Origin of the sequence: Geopseudomonas aromaticivorans, from assembly GCF_019097855.1 — a bacterium.
Classification (GTDB): Bacteria; Pseudomonadota; Gammaproteobacteria; order Pseudomonadales; family Pseudomonadaceae; genus Geopseudomonas; species Geopseudomonas aromaticivorans.
This window is the reverse complement of sequence record NZ_JAHRGL010000030.1, coordinates 86,131-108,250: the sequence shown is the minus strand read 5'-3', so window position 1 is coordinate 108,250 and position 22,120 is coordinate 86,131. Positions and strand designations below refer to the sequence as shown.

Genomic DNA, 22,120 nt, shown 5'->3' with positions numbered 1-22,120 from the left:
GAAAAAGCGGCAGCCACCGGCCTGCCTGTGCACCACGGAGTGCTGGCGCGCTTCTTGCAAATGCCATGCATCCACAGGAGCGCATGCTTGCCATGGCCTACGACTCTCTGCAGCGCCTGCTGCTCGACAACCTCACCACCGCGGTCATTCTGCTGAATGCCGAACTGCGCCTGGAATACATGAACCCGGCCGCCGAGATGCTGCTCGGCGTCAGCGGCCAGCGCAGCCAGGGCCTGTTCATCGGCGAACTGTGTCACGAGACGCCCGACGGCCTCTCCGCCCTGCGCCATGCGGTGGCCAGCGGCCAGCCGTTCACCAAGCGCGAGGCGCAGCTGGTGTCGGCCAGCGGCCAGCACCTCGCGGTGGACTACGCTGCCACGCCGATTCCCGGCCTGAGCAGCTTCCTGCTGCTGCTCGAGCTGCATCCGCGCGACCGCCTGCTGCGCATCAGCAAGGAGGAAGCGCAGCTGGCCAAGCAGGAGACCACCCGTCTGCTGGTGCGCGGTCTGGCCCACGAGATCAAGAATCCGCTGGGCGGCATCCGCGGTGCCGCTCAGCTGCTGGCCCGCGAGCTGCCGGAGGCGAGCCTCAAGGACTACACCAACGTGATCATCGAGGAAGCCGACCGCCTGCGTAACCTGGTGGACCGCATGCTCGGCTCCAACAAGCTGCCTCAACTGGTGCCGACCAACATCCACGAGGTCCTCGAGCGCGTGTGCAACCTGGTCGAGGCGGAAACCCAGGGCAAGCTGGCCCTCGAACGCGACTACGACCCGAGCATCCCCGAGCTGCTGGCCGACCATGAACAGCTGATCCAGGCCCTGCTCAACATCGTGCGCAATGCCATGCAGGCGATCCTCGAGCAGAAGCATCCGGCGGCGCCCGGACGCATCCTGCTGCGCACCCGCACCCTGCGCCAGTTCACCATCGGCCACCAGCGCCACCGCCTGGTGTGCCGGATCGAGGTGATCGACAACGGCCCGGGCATCGACCCGGCGCTGCAGGACACCCTCTTCTATCCCATGGTCAGCGGCCGTGCCGACGGCACCGGCCTGGGTCTGGCCATCGCCCAGAACATCCTCAACCAGCACCAGGGCCTGATCGAGTGCGAGAGCCAGCCCGGACGCACGGTTTTCTCGCTGTATCTGCCGCTTGAACAAGGAGCACCAACCCCATGAACCGACCGGAAACTGTCTGGATCGTTGACGATGACCGCTCGATCCGCTGGGTGCTGGAGAAAGCCTTGCAACAGGCGGGCATCGCCAACCAGAGCTTCGACAACGCCGACAGCCTGCTCAATCGCCTGAGCCTCGAGCAGCCCAGCGTGATCCTCTCCGACATCCGCATGCCCGGGGCCAGCGGCCTAGAGCTGCTGGCGCGCATCCGCGAGCTATACCCGCGCCTGCCGGTGATCATCATGACCGCGCATTCCGACCTGGAAAGCGCGGTGGCCTCCTATCAGGGCGGTGCCTTCGAATACCTGCCCAAGCCGTTCGACGTCGACGAGGCGGTGTCGCTGGTCAAGCGTGCCACCCTGCACGCCCGCGAGCAGCAGGCGCTGGCCACCCCCGAGGAGCAGACCGCCACCCCGGAGATCATCGGCGAGGCGGCGGCGATGCAGGAGGTGTTCCGCGCCATCGGCCGCCTCAGCCACTCCAACATCACCGTGCTGATCAACGGCGAGTCCGGCACCGGCAAGGAGCTGGTGGCACACGCCCTGCACCGCCACAGCCCGCGCGCCAGTGCGCCGTTCATCGCGCTGAACATGGCGGCGATTCCCAAGGACCTGATGGAGTCGGAACTGTTCGGCCACGAGAAGGGCGCCTTTACCGGCGCCGCCGCGCAGCGCCGCGGCCGCTTCGAGCAGGCCGACGGCGGCACCCTGTTCCTCGACGAGATCGGCGACATGCCCGCCGATACCCAGACCCGTCTGCTGCGCGTGCTGGCCGACGGCGAGTTCTACCGGGTCGGCGGCCACACCCCGGTCAAGGTCAACGTGCGCATCATCGCCGCCACCCACCAGAACCTGGAAACCCTGGTGCGCGCCGGCAAGTTCCGCGAGGACCTGTTCCACCGCCTCAACGTCATCCGCATCCACATCCCGCGCCTGTCCGACCGCCGCGAGGACATCCCGGCGCTGGCCCGCCACTTCCTCGCCCGTGCCGCCCAGGAGCTGGCGGTCGAGCCCAAGCTGCTCAAGGCGCAGACCGAGGAGTACCTGCAGAACCTGCCATGGCCGGGCAACGTGCGCCAGCTGGAAAACACCTGCCGCTGGATCACGGTGATGGCGTCCGGGCGTGAGGTGCACGTCGACGACCTGCCGCCGGAGCTGCTGCAGCAGCAACAGGAAGCCCCGGTCGGCGGCAGCTGGGAACAGAGCCTGCGCCTGTGGGCCGAGCAGGCCCTGAGCCGCGGCCAGAGCGATCTGCTCGGCAGCGCCCTGCCGGCCTTCGAGCGGGTGATGATCGAGAGCGCGCTCAAGCACACCGCCGGCCGCCGCCGCGACGCCGCCCAGCTGCTCGGCTGGGGCCGCAACACCCTGACCCGCAAGATCAAGGAGCTGGACATGGCGGTGGAAGGCAGCGACGAGGACGAAAGCCTGTAAGCCTGCCCCGCCCTCCCGGTGCGCCGGGACGGGGCGAGCAGGCCGTCATCTCCCGCCTTCTCACCGACTCGCTCAGCGCCCGCCCTGCTCCTGCAGGTCGTCGCGCACGCGCTCGCCGAGCACCTGCCGGCGGGCCAGCAGCCACAGACAGAACAGCAGCAATACCCCGCCTTCCAGCGCCAGCGTCAGCGGCGCACCGATGCGCGCCGCCAGCAGGCCGGCGAGCAGGCCGCCGATGGCATCGAAGCCGAAGCGGATCGAGGTGAAGAAGGACACCACGCGGCCACGCAGATGCTCCGGTGCCAGGCTCTGCAGCAGCATGTTGGTGCCGACATTGCCCACCGCGATGCCGAAGCCGAGCAGGGCCATGGCCAGCAGCGCCAGCGCCAGCACCGGGCTGGCCGCAAAGGCCAGCAGCGCCGCGCCGCTCAACACTGCGCCGACCAGCACGATGCCCACCAGTCCCGGCAGCGCCTGGCGGGTGGCGAGGAACAGGGTGGACAGCAGCGCCCCGCAGCCGGCGGCGCCCCACAGCCAGCCGAGGGTCCGCGCATCGCCGGCGAAGATGTCGCGGGCGAATACCGGCAGCAGCACCGCATAGCTGGAGGCGGTGAGGTTGACCATCGCCAGGGTGAGGATCAGCAGGCGGATCGGGTAGTTGTGCCAGACGTAGCCCAGGCCCTCGCGAAACAGCGTGGCCATCGAGCCCGTGGCCCGGGCCGGCGCCTCGATGCGGATCAGCAGCAGGCCGAGCATCAGGGCGAGGAACGACAGGCCGTTGAGGGCAAAGCACAGCGCCTCGTTGGTCAGTGCCAGCAGCAGGCCGGCCAGCGGCGGGCCGATGAAGCGTCCGGAGTTGAACAGCATGGCGTTGAGCGCCAGGGCATTGGGCAGGTCGCCGCGGCTGCCGACGAAGCTGCCGATCAGCGACTGGCGCAGCGGCGTATCGAAGGCGTTGAGCACGCCGAGCAGCAGCGACATGCCGACGATCAACGCCGGGCCGACCAGCTCCAGCGCCGTGAGCGCGGCCAGCGCCAGCGCCTGCAGGGCGAGAATGCCCTCGACGACGATCAGCAAGCGGCGCTTGTCGTGGCGATCGGTCCAGGCACCGGCCAGCGGGCCGACGATCAGCTGCGGCAGCAGCGCGGCGAAGGTGGTGACGCCCAGCAGCGCCACCGAGCCGGTGAGGCGGTAGATCAGCCAGGACAGGGCGACCTGCTGGATCCAGCTGCCGAGGATGGAGACGGCCTGCCCGGCGAAATACAGGCGAAAGTTGGGGTACTGCAGCGCACGGATGGCGGCCGGCCAGGGCTGGCGATCGGTAGAGCGACTCACGGTGTCTCCTGCGGGGTCGCGGGTTCCGTCTGGAGCCGACGGAGCAATTGAAAGATGGCCGCCCCGGCACGTGAAGACGGCAGACGCGCGGCCCGCAATCGGAGGCATGGCAAGCGCCGCGACAGGACGGCGGCAGGCAGACTGCCGCCTGCCGACCTGCAAGGCAAGTCCCTTGCTGTCGGCGCCCCGCCGCAGAGGCCAGCAGCAGCACCGTCGGCGGCGCTGGCGCGCCTACCAGGGCAGCTCCTGGCCCTGGTAATCGACGAAACGACAGTCGCGGCGCCCGGCAGCCGCCTCGATCACCGGCACCAGGCCGTTCACGCTCTGCGCCACGCTCAGCGGCGCCTGGGTACCGCCCATGTCGGTCTGCACCCAGCCCGGATGCAGCGCCAGCAGGCTGAAATCGCGCGCCGCGCCAAGCTGCGCCGCCCAGCTGAGCAGCAGGCTGTTGAGCGCGGCCTTGCTGGCCGCGTACAGCGGCAGGTCCGCACCCGGGCTGAGCTGCAGGCTGGCCATCACCGAGCTGGTACAGGCCACGACCGCGTCCGTGTTCAGCTGCGCCGCGAGCGCGCGGGCCAGGCGCAGCGGGGCGATGGCATTGCTGAGAAACAGCTGGGCGATTTCCGCCTCGCTGACGCTGGCCACATCCTGCGCCGCCGGGCCGGCCACCCCGGCATTCAGCAGCAGGCGATCCAGGCGCGTCTCGCCCAGCGCGGCGCGGATGGTTGTCGCGGCGGCGGGTGCGTTGAGGTCGCAGGCGATCAGTTGCAGGCGCGCGCCGTGTTGCGCCGCCAGCTCGGTCAGCCCGGCGGAACCGGCCGGATCGCGCGCCACGGCGAACACCCGGTCACCGCGCTCGAGATAGGCGCGGACCAGCCCCAGACCGATCCCCCGCGAAGCGCCGGCCAGCAGAACGTTGAGCATGAGGTGACTCCCGTCGAGTGAACTGCGCACAGGGTAGTCGCAACGCCACGGCGGGGAAACCGGCCGAGCAGCCGGTCGCCGCCTGACCGGACCGGCAGCGGACGAAAAAAGCCGCCCGGCGCAGGAGAGGCGCGCGGACGGCAAAGGAACAGCAGAGGAGATCGCGCTCAGCCAGCGGCCAGCGCCGTGTCGCGCAGGCGCGCGCGGCTGACCCGCACCAGCGCGCGCTCCAGGCGGCGCAGCATCTCGTCGATGTTGCCGTGGCTGACGGTCAACGCCGGCGAAAAACGCAGAATGTGCGGCTGCGGCGCGTTGAGCAGCAAGCCCTCGTCCAGCGCCGCGCGCACCACCGCCGGCGCCGCCAGGCGGTGCAACGGCAGGCCCCAGAGCAGGCCCTGGCCACGCAGCGGGCCATGGCCGTGCCGGCGCGCCAGCTGGGCCAGACCGTCGCTGAGGTGCTCGCCGAGCTCGCGCACCTGCTCGAGAAAGCCCGGTTCCAGCACCGTCTTCAGCACCGCCAGGCCGGCGGCCATCATCAGCGCGTTGCCGTGGTAGGTGCCGCCCTGCTCGCCCGGCTCCTGGCAGCAAGCATTGCCGCGGGCCAGTACGGCGGCCAGCGGCACGCCGCCGCCGAGCCCCTTGCCGAGGGTGACGATGTCGGCGCGCACGCCGTACAGCTCCTCGGCCAGCAGCGCACCGCAGCGGCCCATGCCGGTCTGCACCTCGTCGAGGATCAGCAGCACGCCGCGCGCCCGGCACAGCCGCTCGGCGCCCTGCAGGTAGTCGAGGGTCGCCGGGATCACCCCGGCCTCGCCCTGCAGCGGCTCCAGCATCACCGCCACGGTATGCGAATCGACCGCCTGCGACAGCGCCTCCAGATCGTTGAACGGCACCTTCTCGAAGCCTGGCAGCTTCGGTTCGAACAGCTGCTGGAAGGCCGGCTTGCCCGAGGCGGACATGGCGCCGAGGGTGCGGCCGTGGAAGCTGTGCTTGGCGGTGACGATGGTGTAGGCGCCGCCGCGATGGCGCTGGCCCCACTTGCGCGCCAGCTTGATGGCGCCCTCGCAGGCCTCGGCGCCGCTGCTGAGGAAGTACGCCTGGTCGCTGCCGGTGGCCTCGCAGAGGCGACTGGCCAGCTTGAGCAGGCCCGCGTTGTAGTAGCCCGCACCGGGGTTGAGCAGCCGTTCGGCCTGGCGCTTGAGCGCCTCGACCACCACGCTCGGGCTGTGACCAAGGCTGTTGACAGCCCAGCCCTGGGTGAAGTCGAGGTAGGCGCGATCCTCGCTGTCCCACAGCCAGGAGCCCTGGCCACGCACGAAGACCTGCGCCGGGCGCTCGACGCTGGGCATCAGGCGCAGGCTGGCCAGCGTATCGTCACGCATGTTGGACTCCTTCGCTCTCGGCCGACCGTGCCGCTTCACCGCCGTACAGCCGCGCCTGCCAGTCCTCCAGTTCGCCGCTGGCCAGGCGCCGTTCGGCCACCTTGCGCCACGCTGGCGCCAGCGCGTCGCAGGCCAGCATCTGGCGCAGGGCGCAGCGCTCCAGCGGGGTGTGCACGTACCACTCGAGCAGCCGGGCGATGCTCAGCTCCGGGTAGTGCCGCTGCACCCGTTGCAGAGGCTCCGCCGCACTGACCAGGCCGGGGCGCAGCACCCGGTAGAACCAGCCGCAGCGACCGCTGTCCTGCAGCAGCCGCGGCAACTCGGGCAGGTTCCAGCGCCGCGCCAGTCCGTAGTCGGGCAGGCACGGCTGGCTGACCTCCAGCAGCGCCTCGCCCCAGCGCACCACGTCGCCGACGCAGACCTCCGCCTCGCCGAGGCCGAAGGTGGAGAAGTTTTCGCTACAGGCGGCCGGCCGCCACTTGTGCAGCGGGAAGCGCTTGCGCCAGTGGCGGTAGTGCTCGGCCGGATAGTGCAGCAGAACGCTGTCGGCCCGTTCCGGGCGGCGCTGGGCCAGCTGGTCGCCCGGCAGTCCGTCGCTGCCCAGCCAAACCTCGCCCTGCAGCGGCTGCGACGCGGCGACGCCGGACTGGGCGCTGCCAAGCTCTTCGAATTTACCTATGAACACTTCCCGAATCGTGATGGGCTGCATGGCCTGTTGACCACCTGTCTGCGCGTGATGAGCGCTAGACTAGGACTCGTCCGGCCTGCGGGCCATTTCGTTTTTCCAGTGTCTCTAATAAGTTCAGCTTATGGATTTTCGTCAGCTTCGCTACTTCGTCGCCGTCTACGAGGAGGGCCATGTCGGCCGCGCCGCCGAGCGCCTGAGCATTTCCCAGCCGGCGCTGTCGCAGCAGATCCGCCATCTGGAAGGCGAACTGGAGGTGGCGTTGTTCCAGCGCAGCGGCAAACGCCTGCTGCCGGCGCCAGCGGCGCACACCCTCTACCACCATGCCGTGCCGCTGCTCGACGGCCTCGAGCGCACCCGCGAGGCGATGCGTGCCTTCCGCGGCCAGGCGCCGCGCAGCCTGGCCATCGGCGTGCTGCAGACGATCAACGCCAACCTGGTGCCGCTGCTGCTGGAGCGCCTGCGCACGTTGCAGCCGCATCTGGTGGTGCAGATCTACGAGCTGTCGGGGATCGACATCGAGCGGCGCCTGCTCACCGGCACCCTGGATGTCGGCATCGGCTTCCTGCCGCCGCGCCAGCCCGGCCTGCACAGCCTGCTGTTGTACGAGGACGAGCTGCAGCTGGTGATCGCCGCCGACCATCCGTTGCGCGAGTTCAGAAAGGTGTCGCTGGCCCAGGCGGCCGAGCTGCCGATGCTGCTGCTCGGCGAGGAGTTCCGCATCCGCCAGATCTGGCAGGAGCAGCTGGCCGCCATCGGCCGCCGACCGCAGGTACAGGCCGAGCTGAACCAGATGAACGGCATTCTCGACAGCCTGCCGCACACCCGGCTGGCCTCGGTGCTGCCCGGCCGGGCGCGGCAGGTGCAAGGACACGAACAACTGCTGTGGAAACCGCTGAGCGAGCCGCGCGTGCCGCTGCAGGTGGGGCTGGTGTACCGCGACGCCCAGCGTCAGCAGGCGACGCTGGAGCTGCTGCGCTCGGTGCTGGAGGGAGGCGCCTGAGCGAAAAATCGCAGGCAAAAAAAACCCCGCGTAAGCGGGGCTCTTGCAGACCTGTTCCTGACATCCCTTATCGCCCCACCATCCTGATGGGATCCCTGTGATCCGTGTTCTGATTCGCGCTTCCTGCGCCAAGTCCAGATGTGCTTAGGTTAGTTGCGGGGCCTGGGTATTCCTAGGGCGGTTAACCCCCACGATGTGTAAGCCTACGCTTACACAATGCCAGCATTTCAGAACAGCGCCGCGTCCAGTTCGTACAGTGTCGCGCTGCCGGCGCGCACCGCAGCGCTCAGCGAGTGGATGCGCGGCAGCAGGCGGGCGAAGTAGAAGCGCGCGGTAGCCCGCTTGGCCGTGTAGAAATCGCCCTCGCGGCCCAGCGCCGCGGCAGCCATGCGCGCCCACAGGTAGGCGTAGGCCGTGTAGCCGAACACCTGCAGGTACTCCACCGAGGCGGCGCCGATCTCGCGCGGATCGCGCAGGGCCTGCTCGACCAGCCAGACCGACAGGTCATCGAGGTTGTCCAGCGCCGCCGCCAGCGGCACGGTGAACTCCGCCAGTGCCGGCGCCGTCGCGGCAATGAAGGCACGCACCTCGTCACTGAACAGGCGGTACAGCGCACCGTCGCTGCCGACCAGCTTGCGACCGGCAAGGTCGAGGGCCTGGATGCCGTTGGTGCCTTCGTAGATCTGGGTGATGCGCACGTCGCGCACCAGCTGCTCCTGGCCCCACTCGCGGATGTAGCCGTGGCCACCGAATACCTGCTGGCCGAGCACGCAGACCTCGAGACCGAGGTCGGTGAGGAAGGCCTTGGCCACCGGGGTGAGCAGCGCCACCAGGCCCTCGGCGCGCGCTCGCTCGGCCGGATCGCCTGCGTACTTGGCGGCATCCAGCTGCAGCGCCACGTAGCTGGAGAAGGCGCGGCCGCCCTCGGTGAGCGCCTTCATAATCAGCAGCATGCGCCGCACGTCGGGGTGCTCGACGATCGGGTCGGCGCTCTTGTCCGGCGCCTGGGGGCCGTGCGGAGCGCGGCTCTGCAGGCGCTCGCGGGCGTAGGCGACGGCGTTCTGCCAGGAGCGCTCGCCGGCCGCCAGGCCCTGGATGCCGACCGCCAGGCGCTCGTAGTTCATCATGGTGAACATCGCCGCCAGGCCCTTGTGCGGCTCGCCGACCAGCCATCCGCTGGCGCCGTCGTAGTTCATCACGCAGGTGGACGCCCCCTTGATGCCCATCTTGTGTTCCAGCGCGCCGCAGCTCAGCGGGTTGCGCGCGCCCAGCGAACCGTCGGCATTGACCAGCCGCTTGGGCACCAGGAACAGCGATATACCTCTGGAACCTGCCGGTGCATCGGGCAGGCGCGCCAGCACCAGATGGACGATGTTCGCGGTGAGATCCTGCTCGCCGCCGGTGATGAAGATCTTGTTGCCGGTGAGCCGGTAGCTGCCATCAAGCTGCGGCTCGGCGCGCGTACGGATCAGGCCGAGGTCGGTGCCGGCGTGCGGCTCGGTCAGGCACATCACCCCGGCCCACTCGCCACTGTACAGCCTGGGCAGGTAGCGCGCCTTGAGCTGCTCGCTGGCGTGGGCGGACAGCTCCAGGCAGGCGCCGGCGGTGAGCATCGGGTAGAGGGCGAAGGCCAGGTTGGCCGAGTTGAGCATCTCCTCGATCTGCGCGCCGAGGGCCTTGGGCATGCCCAGGCCGCCGTAGGCCGGATCGCCGCACACGCCGACCCAACCGCCCTCGGCCCAGGCCTGCCAGGCCGCGGGAAAGCCGGCCGGGGTATGCACCGCGCCGTCCTGCCAGTGGCAACCCTCCTCGTCGCCGCTGCGGTTGAGCGGGGCGATGGTTGCGGCGGTCAGCTTGCCGGCCTCCTCCAGTACGGCCGCAACGGTATCGACATCCGCCACGCCGGCCAGCGCCGGCAGGCGCGCCCACTGCGCGGGGGCGTCAAGGACCTCCTCGAGAACGAAGCGCATGTCGCGCAGGGGAGCCTGGTAGTCGGCCATGGGTGCATTCCTCGCGGGTTTTATTGTTGTCCTGGTGGCCTGTGCAGGAGCGGACTCATCTGCGAGCGGTCGCGAAAGAATGCGCTCCTACAAGGTGAATCTCTGCGCTCCCGTGCCGCTCAATGGCCGAGCGCGAACTCCTCCGCCGCCATCGCCATCAGGCTGCCCGCGCCGGCCTGGATGCAGGCGACGTGCGCGCGGGTGCGCGGCAGCAGGCGCTGGAAGTAGAAGCGGGCGGTGTGCAGCTTGGCGCGGTAGAAGGCCTCCTCGCCCGTGCCGGCGGCCAGCTTCTCCTGGGCCAGACGCGCCATGTCGGCCCACAGCCAGGCCAGGCAGACGTAGCCGGAGTACATCAGGTAGTCCACCGCGGCGGCGCCGACCTCCTCGCGATCCTGCATGGCCTTCATCCCGATCTGCATGGTCAGCTCGCCCCACTCCTTGTTCAGCTGCGCCAGCGGGGCGACGAATTCCTTGAGCGGCTCGTCTGCCTCGTGGGCCTTGCAGAACTTGTGCACCACCTTGGTGAAGGCCTTGAGCGTCTCGCCCTGGCTCATCAGCACCTTGCGCCCCAGCAGGTCCAGCGCCTGGATGCCGGTGGTGCCCTCGTAGAGCATCGAAATGCGGCTGTCGCGGGCGTTCTGCTCCATGCCCCACTCGGCGATATAGCCGTGGCCGCCGAACACCTGCATGCCGAGGCTGGCGCTCTCGAAGCCGGTTTCGGTGACGAACGCCTTGGCGATCGGGGTGACGAAGGCCAGCAGGGTGTCGGCCTCCTGGCGCGCCGCCGCATCGCTGCTGTAGCGCACCACGTCGACCAGCTTGGCGGCGTAGTAGATCAGCGCGCGATTGCCCTCGGCGAAGGCCTTGATGGTCAGCAGCATGCGCCGCACGTCGGGGTGGACGATGATCGGGTCGGCCGGCTGCTCGGGCGCCTTCGGTCCGCTCAGCGCACGCATCTGCAGGCGCTCGCGGGCGTACTTGATCGCGCCCTGGAAGGCCACCTCGGCGTGCGCCAAACCCTGCAGCGCGGTGCCGATGCGCGCGGTGTTCATGAAGGTGAACATGCACTTGAGGCCTTCGTTGGCCGGGCCGATCAGGTAGCCGGTGGCGCCGTCGAAGTTCATCACGCAGGTGGCGTTGCCGTGGATGCCCATCTTGTGTTCCAGCGAGCCGCAGGCCAGCGCGTTGCGCGCGCCGAGGCCGCCACCTTCGCCGGGCAGGAACTTGGGCACGATGAACAGCGAAATGCCCTTGGTGCCGGCCGGGGCGTCGGGCAGGCGGGCGAGGACGATGTGCACGATGTTGTCGGCCAGGTCGTGCTCGCCGGCGGAAATGAAGATCTTGGTGCCGCTGATCTTGTAGGAGCCGTCGGCCTGCGGCTCGGCGCGGGTGCGCAGCAGGCCGAGGTCGGAGCCGCCCTGCGGCTCGGTCAGGCACATGGTGCCGGTCCACTCGCCGCTCACCAGCCGGGGCAGGAAGGTGGCCTTCTGCTCGGCGCTGCCGTGCGCCGACAGGGTGTTCATCGCACCGTGGGCCAGCCCCGGGTACATGCCCCAGGCCCAGTTGGCCTCGCCGACCAGCTCGCTGACCACCAGGCCCAGCGATTCCGGCAGGCCCTGGCCGCCGTGCTCCGGCTCGTGGGCCAGGCTCGGCATGCCCAGCTCGACGTACTGGCGGTAGGCCTCCTTGAACCCCGTCGGGGTCTTCACCCCCGCGGCCGTCCAGGTGCAGCCCTCGAGGTCGCCGACGCGGTTCAGCGGCGCCAGCACCTCCTCGCAGAACTGCGCGGTCTGTTCGAGGATGGCGTCGACCACGTCGGCAGTGGCGTCCTGGCAGCCGGGCAGGCTCTGGTAGTGCTCCGCGTAGCCGAGCAGCTCGTCGCGGACGAAACGCAGATCGCGCAGGGGGGCGTGGTACTCGGGCATGGTCGTCGTCCTCTGAAAAACCTGTTGTTGTCGTTCAGGGACAGTATGACCGATAGCTCCTTTGGGCAACCCGGCGCTGATCAGCCTGCGCTCAACCCAGCAGCGGCGCCAGCTCGAGATGCGCCGCCACCGCCGCCGGGGTGGCGGCCGAAAGGCGTGGCACGCGGCCGAGACAGGGCGCCGGCAGGCGCTCGGCCAGGGTGGCGAGGTTGTCGTCGAGGCGTGAGGTGGCCGGGTCGACCACGTTGGCCACCCAGCCGGCCAGGGTGAGGCCGTCGCGGGCGATGGCCTCGGCCGTCAGCAGCGCGTGGTTGATGCAGCCCAGGCGCACGCCGACCACCAGGATCACCGGCAGCTGCAGGGCCACGGCGAGATCGGCCAGGCTTTCCCGCCCGGCCAGCGGCACCCGCCAGCCGCCGGCGCCCTCGACCAAGGTGATGTCGGCGCCGCGCGCCAGCACCCGCTGCACCGCCGGCAGCAGCGCGGCCACATTGAGTTCGACGCCCACCTCGCGCGCCGCCAGGTGCGGGGCGATGGCTGGCGCGAAGGCGAACGGGTTAACCTCGGCGTAGTCGAGCGCCAGCGAACACTCGCCGAGCAGGGCCAGGGCATCGCCGTTGCGCAGCCCATCGGGTGTACGCACGCAGTCGGAAGCCACCGGCTTGGCCGCCGCGGTGGACAGCCCGCGCAGCCGCGCGGCATGCAGCAGGCCGGCGGCCACGGTGGTCTTGCCGATCTCGGTGTCGGTACCGGCGATGAAGAAGGCGGCGGTCATGGCAGTTGTCCTCGGTAATGATCGTGCCCACGCTCCCGCGTGGGCACGCCTCCCGGGACGCTCCCGCGTCCCACGGACGCCGGAGCGTCCGACAAAGCGGTTCCCACGCGGGAGCGTGGGAACCATCAGTTCAATCAGTAACTCAGCTGCGGCGCAGCACCCCGTACACCACCTGCCAACTGGCCGGCAGGCCCTGGTCGTCACGGAAACGCTCGTAGGCCTCGAGCAGCGCCAGCACCCGCGCGCGGCCGGTGAGGCCGCCGGGGCGGCCGGGGTTGAGGTTGTGCGCGCCGAGCGCCTTCAGCTCGTGGGTCAGCTGACGCAGGTCGCGGTAGTGCAGCACGCGGCGCTCGCTGCGCAGTTCGAGCACGTCGAGGCCGCTGGCGGCGCACAGCGCCTGGTAGTCCTCGAAGCGGCGGAAGCGGTTGACGTGGACGAAGCCGTCCACCACCTGCCAGCTGTCACGCAGCTCCTGCAGGGTGCCGACGCACAGGCTGCTGAAGGCGAACACGCCGCCCGGCTGCAACACACGGCGCGCCTCGCCCAGCACGGCGGCGAAATCCGCGCACCACTGCAGGGCCAGGCTGGAGAAGATCAGTTGTTGGCTGACGCTGGCCAGCGGCAAGCGCTCGGCGTCGCCGCAGACGTATTGGCTGGCGCCAACCGACGCCCGCGCATGGCGCAGCATGCCTTCGGCGATATCCACCGCGGTGCCCTGCCCCTCGGGGAAGCGTTCCGCCAGCGCACGGCTGAAGTGGCCGGTGCCGCTGCCCAGGTCGACCCAGCGCGCGGGCGCCAGCTCGGCCGGCAGCTGCGCCAGCAGCTCGGCACCCACCGCTCGCTGCAGTTCGGCCACGCTGTCGTAGCTGGCCGCGGCGCGCGAGAAGGAGGCGGCGACCTGGCGCTTGTCGGGCAGGCGCGCTTCCTGCGGGTCAGTCATGGTCAACCTCGCGAAACAGCGGGTACGCCGCCTTAGGGTGCGCCGCGCGCACCGGACGGATCGCGCCAATGGTGCGCATGGCGCACCCTGCGAACCTACGCATCGCCAGCAGCCTCGCGGATGAACTCGGCGATCAGCTCGGCCAGCGCCTGCGGCTGTTCGAGGGCACAGGCGTGGCCGCTCTGCTCGAGCAGGTCGACCTCGCCGACCGGCAGCAACGCCAACAGCGCCTCGGCGGCGGCCGCCGGCACCAGCGCGTCGCCCTCGGCCAGCAGGTGCAGTTGCGGCCCGGCGAAACGCGCCAGCGCCGCGCGGTTGTCCAGTGCGGCCAGCACGTCGAGGCCGGCGAGCAATTGCGCGGCGTCCTGCGCCGGCAGCCCCTGCTGCAGCTGGCGGCCGACCGCGCGGGCCTCAGCGCCACCCTGAGCGCAGAGCAGCGCAAAGCGTTTCAGGGTCGCCGCGGCATCGTCGGCGCAGCCGGCGCGGAAGGCGGCAAAGGTCTCCGCGGTCATCGCCTGCGGCCAGTCGGCACGCGGCACGAAGCAGGCGTTGCTGGCCAAGGTGACCAGGCCGCGGCAGCGCGCGCCGCGCCGCGCCGCCAGGGCGGTGGCGAGCATGCCGCCAAGCGACCAGCCGCCCAGCCAGCAGTCCTGGGGCAGGCGCGCATCGAGCTCGTCGAGCCAGTCGTGCGGATCGCTGCTGGTCAGCGCCGGCAGGTCGGCCAGCTCGACCGCGAGCCCGCCAGCCTGCTCGCGCAGGGCGGCGGCCAGCGGCTCCAGCGCGGCGCGGCCCAGGCCCCAGCCGGGCAGCAGGATCAGGTGTTGGGACAGTTCTGCGTCACTCATCGGAAGTCTCTCCTGGTACGGCGCCCAGCAGCGCCTGGCATTCGCCCAGCGCGACGAGCAGACGCTCGACCTGCTCGACCGTGTGCGCAGCGGACAGGGTCACCCGCAGGCGCGCGGTGCCGGCCGGCACGGTGGGCGGACGGATCGCGCCGACCAGCAGGCCGCGCTCGCGCAGCAGGCGGGAAAACTCCACGGCGCGGGCGCTGTCGCCGATCAAGATCGGCTGGATCGGCGTCGGGCTGTCCATCAGCTCGAGTCCCAGCGCGGCGGCGCCGGCGCGGAAACGGGCGATCAGTGCATTGAGATGGTCGCGGCGCCAGCCTTCGCTGCGCAGCAGCTCGAGGCTTTTCAGCGTGGCGCAGGCCACGGCCGGCGGCTGGCTGGTGGTGTAGATGTACGGGCGGGCGAACTGGATCAGCGTCTCGATCAGCTCCTCGCTGCCGGCGACGAAGGCGCCAGCGGTGCCGAAGGCCTTGCCCAAGGTGCCGACCAGCACCGGCACCTCGTCGATCCCCAGGCCGAACTGCTCGACGATGCCCCCGCCGCTCGCGCCCAGCGGGCCGAAGCCGTGGGCGTCGTCGACCATCAGCCAGGCGCCCTTCTGCTTCGCCGCGGCGCACAGCGCCGGCAGGTCGGCGAGGTCGCCGTCCATGCTGAACACGCCGTCGGTGACCACCAGGGTGTTGCCCTCGGCCTTGTCCAGACGCTTGGTCAGGCTGCCTACGTCGTTGTGCAGGTAGCGCGAGAAGCGCGCGCCACTGAGCAGGCCGGCGTCGAGCAAGGAGGCGTGGTTGAGGCGGTCCTCCAGCACGCTATCGCCCTGGCCGACCAGTGCGGTGACCGCGGCGAGGTTGGCCATGTAGCCGGTGGAGAACAGCAGCGCGCGCGGGCGGCCGGTGAACTCGGCCAGCGCCTCCTCCAGCGCGTGGTGCGGCTGGCTGTGGCCGATCACCAAGTGCGAGGCGCCGCCGCCGACGCCCCACTGCTCGGCGCCCTGCTGCAGGGCACGGACCACTTCGGGGTGGTTGGCCAGCCCGAGGTAGTCGTTGGAGCAGAAGGCCAGCAGCGGCTGGCCGTCGACCACCACCTCCGGGCCCTGCGGGCTCTGCAGCAGCGGGCGCTGGCGGAACAGGTTGTCCGCCCGGCGGGCGGCGAGACGGGAGGCGAGGTCGAAGGTCATGGGATCACCGGGGACTGGTGGATAACCGCAAGCGAGTTACCACCCTACGGATTCAAAGCGGGCGCAGGGTGGACAACTCGCCATGCGATTGTCCACCGCAAGGGGGATGGCACGTGGCTCATCCCCCCGATGACTCAGACTGCCGCCGCGTCGTGGAACAGCGCGCTGTTGCGCTGTTCGATCAGCGCCTCCTCGATGGCGGCCTGGTGCACCTCGTCGGCGTGCTCCTCGCGGGCTTCCGGCTGGATGCCCAGGCGGGCGAACAGGCGCATGTCGCGGTCGGCGTCGGGGTTGCCGGTGGTCAGCAGCTTCTCGCCGTAGAAGATCGAGTTGGCGCCGGCGAAGAACGCCAGGGCCTGCATCTGCTCGCTCATCTGCTCGCGGCCGGCCGACAGGCGCACGTGCGATTCCGGCATGAGGATGCGCGCCACCGCCAGGGTGCGGATGAAGTCGAACGGATCGACGTCGTCGACCTGCTCCAGCGGGGTGCCGGCGACCTTGACCAGCATGTTGATCGGCACCGACTCCGGGTGCTCCGGCAGGTTGGCCAACTGGATCAGCAGGCCCATGCGGTCGTCCAGCGACTCGCCCATGCCGAGGATACCTCCGGAGCAGATCTTCATCCCCGCCTCGCGCACGTAGGACAGGGTCTGCAGACGCTCGGCGTAGGTGCGCGTGGTGATGATGTTGCCGTAGAACTCCGGCGAGGTATCGAGGTTGTGGTTGTAGTAGTCGAGGCCGGCGTCGGCCAGCGCCTTGGTCTGCTCGGCGTCGAGGCGGCCGAGGGTCATGCAGGTCTCCAGGCCCAGCGCCTTGACGCCCTTGACCATCTCCAGCACGTAGGGCATGTCCTTGGCCGACGGGTGCTTCCACGCCGCGCCCATGCAGAAGCGGGTCGAGCCGATGGCCTTGGCCTCGGCGGCGGCCTGCAGGACCTTCTGCACCTCCATCAGCTTTTCTTTATCCAGGCCGGTGTTGTAGTGGCCGGACTGCGGGCAGTACTTGCAGTCTTCCGGGCAGGCGCCGGTCTTGATCGACAGCAGGGTGGAGACCTGCACGCGGTTGGGATTGAAGTGCTGGCGATGCACGGTCTGTGCCTGGAACAGCAGGTCGTTGAACGGCTGCTGGTACAGGGCGCGGACCTCGGCGAGGGTCCAGTCGTGGCGCAGGGAGGCGTTGGCACTCATGGGCGGTTTCCTTGTTAGGGGATAGCACGCCCGGAGAAGAAGTAGAATCGCGGGGCGGCAGGGATGGCCGCATCTTTACGGCAGCCTCGCGCGCTGTCAACTGCGAGGGAACGCATGGTTTACCAATGGTTAGAAAACAGCCAGCCCTGCCTGCTCTGCGATCTGCCCGCCGATACGGCGCAGCCGCTGTGCAGCGACTGCGAACGCGAGCTGCCCTGGCTCGGCCCGCACTGCCGGGTGTGCGCCCTGCCGCTGCCGGCGGATGGCCTGGTCTGCGCCCACTGCCTGCGCCGCGCGCCCAGCTTCCAGCGCGTCGAGGCACCCTGGCGCTATGCCTTCCCGCTGGATGCGCTGATCACCCGCTTCAAGCACCAGAGCGCCTGGCCGTTCGGCCGCCTGCTCGGCGCACTGCTGGCCGAACACCTGCGCCATGCCTATCTGGAAGGCCTGCCGCGCCCCGACCTGCTGTTGCCGGTGCCGTTGGCGCGCCTGCGTCTGCGCCGGCGCGGCTTCAACCAGGCGGCGCTGCTGGCGCAGTGGCTGTCGACCGGCCTGCAGCTACCACTGCGCGAGGATCTGCTGCTGCGCCCGCGCGACACCGCCGCCCAGCAGCAGCTGGATGCCGCCGCACGGCGGCGCAACCTGCGCCAGGCCTTCGCCCTCGCCGATCCGACCGCCATTGCCGGCCGACGGGTGGCCATCGTCGACGACGTACTGACCACCGGCGCCACCGCCGAGGCACTCTCACGCCTGCTGCGCCGGGCCGGCGCGGCACGGGTGGATGTCTACTGCCTGGCGCGCACCCCGGCGCCGGACTGAGCGACTGCGGGCAGACGCCAGTAGCGCAGACTGGACTACGCTTTCCGTTAGGCGACTGCATCACCCACAACAAGACGCCGCGCCAGGCGCCAGCGAGGTACAGGCCATGAAAATCGTCCACTGCCGGGAATGCCATCAGGAAGTCGAGCGCCACGCCAAATGCTGTCCGCACTGCCGCGCCGAGATCCCCGGCGAGAGTTCCTTCATCCTGACCACCAAGTACAGCCTGTTCTTCGTGATCCTCAGCGGGATCATGTACGGCCTGTTCAACGTCGGCGCCTGACCGCGGACTCGTCCCAAGGGTGACGGCAAGGGGTACACTCCGGGGCCAATGACTGGAGCCCGCGATGAGCCATCCCTTTGCCACCCTCACCCCCGATCTGGTGCTGGATGCCGTGGAAAGCCTCGGCTTTCTCAGCGATGCCCGCGTGCTGGCGCTGAACAGCTACGAGAACCGCGTGTATCAGGTAGGCATCGAGGGCGAGACGCCGCTGATCGCCAAGTTCTACCGCCCGGCGCGCTGGAGCGACGCCGCGATCCGTGAGGAGCATGCCTTCAGCTTCGAGCTGGCCGAGCACGAGGTGCCGGTGGTGGAGCCGATCCTGCGTGACGGCGAGAGCCTGTTCGAGCATGCCGGCTTTCGCTTCGCGCTGTTCCCGCGCCGCGGCGGCCGCGCGCCGGAGCCGGGCGACCTGGACCAGCTGTACCGCTTCGGCCAGCTGCTCGGCCGCATGCACGCCATCGGCGCCAGCCGGCCGTTCGCCCACCGCGAGGCGCTGTCGGTGGATAACTTCGGTCACGAATCGCTGGCCACCCTGCTGGACGGCAACTTCGTGCCGCGCAGCCTGCTGCCGGCCTACGAGTCGGTGGCCCGCGACCTGCTGGCGCGCCTCGACGCGCTGTTCGCCCGCATCGACTACCGCTCGATCCGCCTGCACGGCGACTGCCATCCGGGCAACCTGCTGTACCGCGACGAGCGCTTCCATGTGGTCGACCTCGACGACTGCCGCATGGGCCCGGCGGTGCAGGACCTGTGGATGCTGCTGGCCGGCGAGCGCCAGGAGCGCCTGCTGCAGCTGGCCGAACTGATCGACGGCTACCAGGAGTTCCACGACTTCGCCCCCCGCGAGCTGGCGCTGATCGAGGGCCTGCGCAGCCTGCGCCTGATGCACTACAGCGCCTGGCTGGCGCGGCGCTGGGACGATCCGGCGTTCCCCATGAGCTTCCCCTGGTTCGGCAGCGAGCGTTACTGGGGCGAGCAGATCCTCATGCTGCGCGAGCAGTTGGCAGCGCTGGACGAGGAGCCGCTGCGGCTGTTCTGAAGCGCCTGGTCAGTTTCTGCACGATGCCCTGCAGGCCCCGCCCGCCGTGGCCTGCAGGGTCTTGCCCCAAGGTTATCCACACACTGATCCCCGCCAGATGTGCACAAGCCCGGGCGGGCGGACTGCTCAATAAATCACCAACGCCCCGCCAGCGCCCGGCCATGCTGGGGCCTGGCCATCCATCCCGAGCTTATCCACAGGCTGGTCCCCCGCAATCGTGGACAAGTCGCGCGAAAATCGCCCCGCCACGACCTGTACGAAATTCGACCACCCGTCCGCAAGCCCCGTGCCTGCTGGCTTGCAGAAATGTGCACGCAGCTTGTCCACAGCCTGGCCCACGTCGATTGTGGACAATCCTGCGCTTATCCACCGTCACGGATTGACCATCTACCCTAGTTGTCCCCAAGCAGCGCCTGACAAACTGCACAAAAAATCACCAGCCCCCCGCAGACCGCGGCACGCATGGGCTGCAGCAAGGGCTCCAGAGCTTATCCACAACCCCATACAGCCCGGCGGTGCATAACCGCCGCAGCCCTGTACAAAAATCGCACAACCCTCTGCAGGCCGCGTGGCACTATGGCCACAGCACTGTACCCAAGGCTTGTCCACAGGCCGATCCACGGCAAACGGGGACAACTGTGGAAAACCGTGCGCCAGTCATCCGCAGCGACTGCGCCAGTCTTGTCCACACCCGTGCACCCCGCCCTGCGGCGCCTGTGCACAACTGCGCACATCAGCCTTGGGTCGCGGTTCTCCACGACTTTTGTCGAAGGCTTGCCCGCCCTTCATACATTTCTCATCCGGCTTCATGTAGTATCCTGAGATCGGTACTACACGAACGGCGGGCCGCAGTCCGATGCGGCTCCCAAGCAGAGTGAGGCAAGCAATGACTGAACGCGTTCAAGCCGGTGGCCTGCAGGTCGCCAAAGTCCTGTTCGACTTCGTCACCAACGAAGCCATTCCCGGCACCGGCGTCAGCGCCGAACAGTTCTGGCAGGGCGCCGACGCCCTGATTCATGACCTGGCTCCGAAGAACAAGGCCCTGCTGGCCAAGCGCGACGCCCTGCAGGCGCAGATCGACGCCTGGCACCAGGCGCGTGCCGGCCAGGCCCACGATGCCGTTGCCTACAAGGCCTTCCTGCAGGAAATCGGCTACCTGCTGCCGGAACCCGCGGACTTCGCCATCAGCACCGAGAACGTCGACGACGAGATCGCCCGCATGGCCGGCCCGCAGCTGGTGGTGCCGGTGATGAACGCGCGCTTCGCCCTCAACGCCGCCAACGCCCGCTGGGGTTCGCTGTACGACGCCCTGTACGGCACCGACGCGATCAGCGAAGAAGACGGCGCCGAGAAAGGCAAGGGCTACAACCCGGTGCGCGGCGCCAAGGTGATCGCCTTCGCCCGCGACTTCCTCAACGAAGCCGCACCGCTGGAAGGCGCTTCCCACGTCGACTCCACCGGCTACCGCATCGAAGGCGGCAAGCTGGTCGTCAGCCTGGCCAACGGCTCGACCACCGGCCTGAAGAACCCGGCCCAGCTGATCGGCTTCCAGGGCGAGGCCGCAGCGCCCAAGGCCGTGCTGCTGAAGAACAACGGCATCCATTTCGAGATCCAGATCGATCCGACCAGCCTGATCGGCAAGACCGACGCGGCCGGCGTGAAGGACGTGCTGATGGAAGCCGCGCTGACCACCATCATGGACTGCGAAGACTCGGTCGCTGCTGTCGATGCCGACGACAAGGTCATCGCCTACAAGAACTGGCTGGGCCTGATGAAGGGCGACCTGGCCGAGGAAGTGGCCAAGGGTGGCACCACCTTCACCCGCACCATGAACCCAGACCGCGTGTACACCGCGGCCAACGGCGGCGAACTGACCCTGCACGGCCGTTCCCTGCTGTTCGTGCGCAACGTTGGTCACCTGATGACCAACGACGCCATCCTGCTGCAGGACGGCAGCGAGGTGCCGGAAGGCATCATGGACGGCCTGGTCACCAGCCTGATCGCCATCCACAACCTCAACGGCAACACCAGCCGCAAGAACACCCGCACCGGCAGCGTGTACATCGTCAAGCCGAAGATGCACGGTCCGGAAGAAGCCGCCTTCACCAACGAGCTGTTCGGCCGCGTCGAGGACGTCCTCGGCATGACCCGCAACACCCTCAAGGTCGGCATCATGGACGAGGAGCGCCGCACCACGGTCAACCTCAAGGCCTGCATCGAAGCCGCCAAGGAGCGCGTGGTGTTCATCAACACCGGCTTCCTCGACCGCACCGGCGACGAGCTGCACACCTCCATGGAAGCCGGCGCGTTCATCCGCAAGGGCGACATCAAGGGCGCCAAGTGGATCAGCGCCTACGAGAACTGGAACGTCGACATCGGCCTGAAGGCCGGCCTGTCCGGCCGTGCGCAGATCGGCAAGGGCATGTGGGCCATGCCCGACCTGATGGCCGGCATGCTGGCGCAGAAGATCGCCCACCCGCTGGCCGGCGCCAACACCGCCTGGGTACCGTCGCCGACCGCCGCCGCCCTGCACGCCCTGCACTACCACAAGGTCGACGTGTTCGCCCGCCAGCAGGAGCTGGCCCAGCGCGAGCGCGCCTCGCTGGACGACATCCTGACCATCCCGCTGGCGCCGAGTGTCAGCTGGAGCGCCGAAGAGATCCAGAACGAACTGGACAACAACGCCCAGGGCATCCTCGGCTACGTGGTGCGCTGGATCGACCAGGGCGTCGGCTGCTCCAAGGTACCGGACATCAACGACATCGGCCTGATGGAAGACCGCGCCACCCTGCGCATCTCCAGCCAGCACATCGCCAACTGGCTGCGCCACGGCGTGTGCTCGGTCGAGCAGGTGATGGAAACCATGAAGCGCATGGCGCTGGTAGTTGACCGCCAGAACGCCGAAGACCCGCTGTACCGCCCGATGGCGCCGAACTTCGACGACAACATCGCCTTCCAGGCGGCGGTCGAGCTGTGCGTCGAAGGCACCAAGCAGCCCAACGGCTACACCGAGCCGGTACTGCACCGCCGTCGCCGCGAGTTCAAGGCCAAGAACGGCCTGTAATACCGCGTCGGCACGGATGCCGACTCCGGGAGCGCCCTGCGGCGCTCCCCACCGCAACGCGCCGCGCTCCTCCGGGAGGCGGCGCGTTGTGCTTTTTGGCCCGGCGCAAGCCGGCCGGGCGCGGCCAAT

The 22,120-nt window shown here is 69.3% G+C and carries 18 protein-coding genes; 7 read left to right on the top strand and 11 right to left on the bottom strand.

The window, feature by feature from the left end; translation table 11 throughout:
* Positions 1-92 precede the first annotated feature (92 nt).
* Complete coding sequence (glnL, locus tag KRX52_RS11955; protein WP_217681952.1) at positions 93-1,178, top strand: nitrogen regulation protein NR(II); 1,086 nt, start codon at positions 93-95, stop codon at positions 1,176-1,178.
* The gene (gene ntrC, locus KRX52_RS11950) at positions 1,175-2,605 is read left to right on the top strand and encodes a nitrogen regulation protein NR(I) (protein WP_217681951.1); all 1,431 of its coding nucleotides are present in this window, start codon (positions 1,175-1,177) and stop codon (positions 2,603-2,605) included. The genes glnL and ntrC overlap by 4 nt, the downstream gene beginning before the upstream one ends.
* Before the next feature lie 72 nt (positions 2,606-2,677).
* Here ntrC and KRX52_RS11945 read toward each other — a convergent pair whose 3' ends face one another.
* The 4 genes from KRX52_RS11945 to KRX52_RS11930 form a co-directional block, all read right to left on the bottom strand.
* Positions 2,678-3,940, bottom strand: coding sequence for an MFS transporter (locus tag KRX52_RS11945; protein WP_367890540.1), 1,263 nt, complete (start codon positions 3,938-3,940; stop codon positions 2,678-2,680).
* Positions 3,941-4,171: 231 nt separating this feature from the next.
* On the bottom strand, positions 4,172-4,864 hold the full coding sequence (locus KRX52_RS11940; protein WP_217681949.1) for an SDR family oxidoreductase: 693 nt from the start codon (positions 4,862-4,864) through the stop codon (positions 4,172-4,174).
* Between the two features lie 167 nt (positions 4,865-5,031).
* Positions 5,032-6,246, bottom strand: coding sequence for an aspartate aminotransferase family protein (locus tag KRX52_RS11935; RefSeq protein ID WP_217681948.1), 1,215 nt, complete (start codon positions 6,244-6,246; stop codon positions 5,032-5,034).
* Positions 6,239-6,955, bottom strand: a complete 717-nt coding sequence (locus KRX52_RS11930; protein ID WP_217681947.1) for an MOSC domain-containing protein — start codon at positions 6,953-6,955, stop codon at positions 6,239-6,241. Before KRX52_RS11930 ends, KRX52_RS11935 begins: the two co-directional genes overlap by 8 nt.
* Before the next feature lie 100 nt (positions 6,956-7,055).
* On the opposite strand from KRX52_RS11930, the gene KRX52_RS11925 reads away from it, so the two are divergent.
* On the top strand, positions 7,056-7,934 hold the full coding sequence (locus KRX52_RS11925; protein ID WP_217681946.1) for a LysR family transcriptional regulator: 879 nt from the start codon (positions 7,056-7,058) through the stop codon (positions 7,932-7,934).
* A gap of 227 nt (positions 7,935-8,161) precedes the next feature.
* Here the strand turns inward: KRX52_RS11925 and KRX52_RS11920 are convergent, their stop codons facing one another.
* The 7 genes from KRX52_RS11920 to bioB form a co-directional block, all read right to left on the bottom strand.
* The gene (locus KRX52_RS11920) at positions 8,162-9,934 is read right to left on the bottom strand and encodes an acyl-CoA dehydrogenase C-terminal domain-containing protein (RefSeq protein ID WP_217681945.1); all 1,773 of its coding nucleotides are present in this window, start codon (positions 9,932-9,934) and stop codon (positions 8,162-8,164) included.
* A gap of 119 nt (positions 9,935-10,053) precedes the next feature.
* Complete coding sequence (locus tag KRX52_RS11915; protein WP_217681944.1) at positions 10,054-11,859, bottom strand: acyl-CoA dehydrogenase C-terminal domain-containing protein; 1,806 nt, start codon at positions 11,857-11,859, stop codon at positions 10,054-10,056.
* A gap of 91 nt (positions 11,860-11,950) precedes the next feature.
* Positions 11,951-12,634, bottom strand: coding sequence for a dethiobiotin synthase (bioD, locus tag KRX52_RS11910; protein WP_217681943.1), 684 nt, complete (start codon positions 12,632-12,634; stop codon positions 11,951-11,953).
* A gap of 142 nt (positions 12,635-12,776) precedes the next feature.
* A complete protein-coding gene (gene bioC, locus KRX52_RS11905; protein ID WP_217681942.1) occupies positions 12,777-13,574 on the bottom strand; it encodes a malonyl-ACP O-methyltransferase BioC in 798 nt (265 codons plus the stop codon).
* A 95-nt stretch (positions 13,575-13,669) separates the two neighbouring features.
* Positions 13,670-14,404, bottom strand: coding sequence for an alpha/beta fold hydrolase (locus tag KRX52_RS11900; RefSeq protein ID WP_217682140.1), 735 nt, complete (start codon positions 14,402-14,404; stop codon positions 13,670-13,672).
* Between the two features lie 7 nt (positions 14,405-14,411).
* Positions 14,412-15,599, bottom strand: coding sequence for an 8-amino-7-oxononanoate synthase (bioF, locus tag KRX52_RS11895; RefSeq protein WP_217681941.1), 1,188 nt, complete (start codon positions 15,597-15,599; stop codon positions 14,412-14,414).
* Positions 15,600-15,733: 134 nt separating this feature from the next.
* Positions 15,734-16,786, bottom strand: coding sequence for a biotin synthase BioB (gene bioB / locus KRX52_RS11890; RefSeq protein WP_217681940.1), 1,053 nt, complete (start codon positions 16,784-16,786; stop codon positions 15,734-15,736).
* Positions 16,787-16,900: 114 nt separating this feature from the next.
* On the opposite strand from bioB, the gene KRX52_RS11885 reads away from it, so the two are divergent.
* The 4 genes from KRX52_RS11885 to KRX52_RS11870 all read left to right on the top strand — a co-directional run bounded on the left by KRX52_RS11885 (position 16,901) and on the right by KRX52_RS11870 (position 21,991).
* A complete protein-coding gene (locus KRX52_RS11885; RefSeq protein ID WP_217681939.1) occupies positions 16,901-17,605 on the top strand; it encodes a ComFC family protein in 705 nt (234 codons plus the stop codon).
* Positions 17,606-17,711: 106 nt separating this feature from the next.
* A complete protein-coding gene (locus tag KRX52_RS11880; RefSeq protein WP_217681938.1) occupies positions 17,712-17,888 on the top strand; it encodes a hypothetical protein in 177 nt (58 codons plus the stop codon).
* 64 nt (positions 17,889-17,952) lie between these two features.
* Complete coding sequence (locus KRX52_RS11875) at positions 17,953-18,927, top strand: serine/threonine protein kinase (RefSeq protein ID WP_217681937.1); 975 nt, start codon at positions 17,953-17,955, stop codon at positions 18,925-18,927.
* An 886-nt stretch (positions 18,928-19,813) separates the two neighbouring features.
* Positions 19,814-21,991 carry a malate synthase G gene (locus KRX52_RS11870; protein ID WP_217681936.1) on the top strand — a complete coding sequence of 726 codons (2,178 nt, stop codon included), beginning with the start codon at positions 19,814-19,816 and terminating at the stop codon, positions 21,989-21,991.
* Positions 21,992-22,120: the final 129 nt, after the last annotated feature.